This is a genomic window from Bacillus haikouensis (assembly GCF_013179555.1).
Classification (GTDB): domain Bacteria; phylum Bacillota; class Bacilli; order Bacillales; family Bacillaceae_B; genus Rossellomorea; species Rossellomorea haikouensis_A.
In genome coordinates this window covers 1-3,338 of the sequence record NZ_JABMCR010000371.1, presented here as the reverse complement: position 1 = coordinate 3,338, position 3,338 = coordinate 1, and the positions used below count along the sequence as shown (strand labels likewise).

The window sequence follows — 3,338 nt, the reverse complement described above, 5'->3', positions numbered from 1 at the left end:
ACAGCCCATCGCAAGCTCCAGGCCGCCGCCCAAAGCAGCACCGTGAATGGCTGCAATGATAGGCTTGGGAAAGTTTTCCATCCTTTCGAAGACATCTTGCCCTTTTTTGGCCAGCTGAGAAAATTCTTCTCCCGTTTCAATCGTCGTGAATTCCTTTATATCCGCCCCAGCGGAGAAGAAACGGCCTTCACCCTTTAGAAGGATGACCCGGACGTCCCGGTTTCCTTCGAGTTCGTCAAGGATAGCATCGATTTCTCTTATCAGACCGCTTGCCAGTGCGTTAGCCGGCGGTCTTTGTATGATCACATGCGCTACCTTTCCTTCTAATGACCACGATAAATGTTCCACTCTCTCATCCCCCTAAACTAATTTAGTTCCTGCCGCCACATCCATGAAGTAATAGTTTGTGTATAGCAGGGACTTGAGCCACTATATCATATTTCTGATCGTTCATTACCCACGTCGTCACCACTTCATCCAGCGTCCCGAAAATCATCTGACGCGCCAGGCGCACCTCAAGATCTTTCGGTAACTCTCCGGATTCCACACCGCTTATCAATATTTTATCCACCAATTGAAGGTAGCCCTTCAACACATCGTTGATCTTGACCCTGATATCTTTGTTGGACTGCCGGAGCTCGAGCTGAGTGACGATTGCTAAATGATGATCCTCTGATAGTAGTTTGCAATGGTTTTCCACCATCACATATAACTTCTCGGAAACCGTCTGTTTTCCTGCAATGACTTCTTCGATTTTTTCTACAAAGATAGCCATCTTTTCTCTGAATAATGAAATCAATATATCTTCCTTGTTCTTAAAATAAAGGTAGATGGTACCATCGGCGACGCCTGCTTGTTTCGCTATTTTAGATACCTGCGCCTGATGGTAGCCATTTTCAGCTATAACTACGACCGCCGCATCAATGATTTGCTTGTATTTAGGTTTATTTCGTTTCATGGTTAGTTGACCTTCCTTATCAAAATATGAATGAATGGTCATTCATATTTAAATAATAAAATGTATGTGTCTGATTGTCAAGGGTGACCCTTGTCCAACATGATAAAAAAAAGAGAGTGAATCTAAAAGGAAGATCCCCTGTTATTATTCTAGCTTAATTTCTGTTCGTCTTCTATCTTTTTCCGTTCTTCATCTATAAGCGCTCTTCGCAAGATCTTTCCCACCGCGGTTTTAGGCAGTTCTTTTCTGAATTCATAAATCCTTGGGACCTTATAGGCAGCGAGATACTTTCGTGAAAACTCATCCAAGTCCTTTTCAGTCAGGTTTTCTCCTTCTTTCAGGACCACATAGGCTTTGACTGTTTCCCCTCTGTATGCATCAGGGACACCAGCCGCGACAACTTCCTGGATGGATGGATGTTCATATAATACTTCTTCTATCTCTCTTGGATATATATTAAAGCCTCCTGCGATAATCATGTCTTTCTTGCGGTCCACCACGTAGAAATATCCTTTTTCATCCATGTATCCCAGGTCACCCGTTAACAGCCAGCCATCCCTTAGCGTCTGTTCGGTTTCTTCGGGGCGGTTCCAGTACCCTTTCATCACCTGCGGGCCTTTCACGACTATTTCCCCAATCTCATTGGGAGGAAGCGGTTCGCCTGTTTCAAGTGAGAATACCGCACTATCTGTATTTGGCCATGGAAGCCCGATGCTTCCCTTGATTCTCTCTTTGTCCCAAAGGAAGTTTGCGTGTGTCACAGGTGAGGACTCGGTCAGTCCGTACCCTTCCACCAATTTTCCTCCAGTGACTTCTTCAAATTTCTGCTGTACTTCTACAGGCAGCGGGGCACTTCCGCTCAAACAGGAATCGATTGATGATAGATCATATTTTTTTAGATCAGGATGATTCAATAAACCAATATAGATGGTAGGGGCTCCAGGAAACAGCGTCGGCTTCTGCTTCTGTATTGTTTTCAGCGTCGTTTCAACATCGAATTTTGGAAGCAGGATCATTTTATATCCCTGCATGATTGACAGGATCATCACCGCTGTCATGCCGTATACATGGAAGAACGGAAGGATCCCGAGTATCTTTTCTTCCCCTTTTTTACACTTATAAAGCCACGCGTCACACATTGAAGCGTTCGCGATCAGATTTTTGTGAGTAAGCATGACCCCCTTAGGGAACCCGGTCGTTCCACCCGTGTATTGCAATAGGGCCAAATCATTTTCAAAATCAAATTCCCCCGCTGGTATCTTTACAGCTTTTTGTGATGTCATGATATCAGTAAAGAGATGATTTCGTTCTGACGGCTCCACCTTTACGACAATTCCATACTGTTTCTTCTGGATAAACGGATAAATCATGTTTTTTGGAAATGGAAGATACTCTTTGATAGCGGTTACAATGATGTGCTCTAGTTCTGTTTCTTTCATGACTTTTGAAACTCTCGGGTAAAGAATGTCCAAAGTGAGTATCGCTTTTGCACCCGAATCTTTCATCTGATATTCGATTTCCCTCTCTGTATACAGCGGATTTGTTTGAACCACCACTCCCCCTGCATAAAGGATCCCGTAATACGCGATAACTGATTGGGGCGTATTCGGAAGCATGATAGCGACCCGGTCTCCCCTTTCGATGCCCAGTTTACCCAGATAATTCGCAAATTTTAATGAAGACTCGTACACTTCGCGATACGTCATTTCTTTCCCCATAAAATGAATGGCGGATTTGCTCCCATAGAGCTCTGCTGCCTCAGTCAGAAACGAGTGCAAAGGTTTCTCCGGCAATGTCAGTTCACCGGGAATTTCAGCAGGGTATTCCGCAAGCCAAGGTTTTGTCATCGTATTCCCTCCTTTTGAATTTTTAGAAAAATCAGTTCTTTATATCATTATAGTATAAGGGGTCTTCAGTTACAATTTGAAATACCTTTCAACCGCGACTTAATTCCTACTCATGATTTTGTCGATTTAAGATACTGAACATCTTACTGGGCTTACTATACAAGATATGATTGAATGCTTATCCTACATGCCTGATTCCTCTTCTTCATTCTCCACCTGTCTTTTTACCCAGCAAAAGAATACTTTCTGTACCAAATGACCGAATATTTAGAAATCCATCCTTTTCAGATGCTGAACATGTTACACTGTTGGTGAAACGTTTCGATTCTAATCATTGAAAGGGGTAAAGAGTTTGAAAAAGCAATTATGTCTGTTCACCATTTTATGTCTTCTCATTAGTCTTCTTTCCATCCCGACTGTTTCTGCAAAAGAAGAAAGGGACGGCAGGGAGAACGCTTTTCGAGCAGAATTGAAAGCGGTTGCAGCTAAAACCTATAAATATTATCAAGACCATACGGATCCGGAGACCGGTC

The 3,338-nt window shown here is 43.2% G+C and carries 3 protein-coding genes and 1 pseudogene; 1 reads left to right on the top strand and 3 read right to left on the bottom strand.

What is annotated here, in order from left to right; genetic code table 11:
• From HP456_RS21680 to HP456_RS21670, 3 genes are all read right to left on the bottom strand, one after another.
• Positions 1-348 (bottom strand): enoyl-CoA hydratase-related protein (locus HP456_RS21680; protein WP_172254967.1); only part of this gene is annotated, 348 nt, incomplete at its 3' end.
• 22 nt (positions 349-370) lie between these two features.
• Positions 371-958 (bottom strand): fatty acid metabolism transcriptional regulator FadR, encoded by a 588-nt coding sequence (fadR, locus tag HP456_RS21675; protein ID WP_172254965.1) that lies wholly within the window; start codon positions 956-958, stop codon positions 371-373.
• A 149-nt stretch (positions 959-1,107) separates the two neighbouring features.
• Positions 1,108-2,805, bottom strand: a complete 1,698-nt coding sequence (locus HP456_RS21670; protein ID WP_172254963.1) for an AMP-binding protein — start codon at positions 2,803-2,805, stop codon at positions 1,108-1,110.
• Positions 2,806-3,157: 352 nt separating this feature from the next.
• Between HP456_RS21670 and HP456_RS21665 the strand changes: the two are divergent.
• Positions 3,158-3,338: pseudogene (locus HP456_RS21665) on the top strand (glucoamylase family protein); the annotation flags it as partial.

What these genes read in the sequence shown, in the direction of transcription:
- fadR (WP_172254965.1), bottom strand. Translation starts at nt 958, where the DNA reads ATGAAACGAAATAAACCTAAATACAAGCAAATCATTGATGCGGCGGTC.
- HP456_RS21670 (WP_172254963.1), bottom strand. Translation starts at nt 2,805, where the DNA reads ATGACAAAACCTTGGCTTGCGGAATACCCTGCTGAAATTCCCGGTGAA.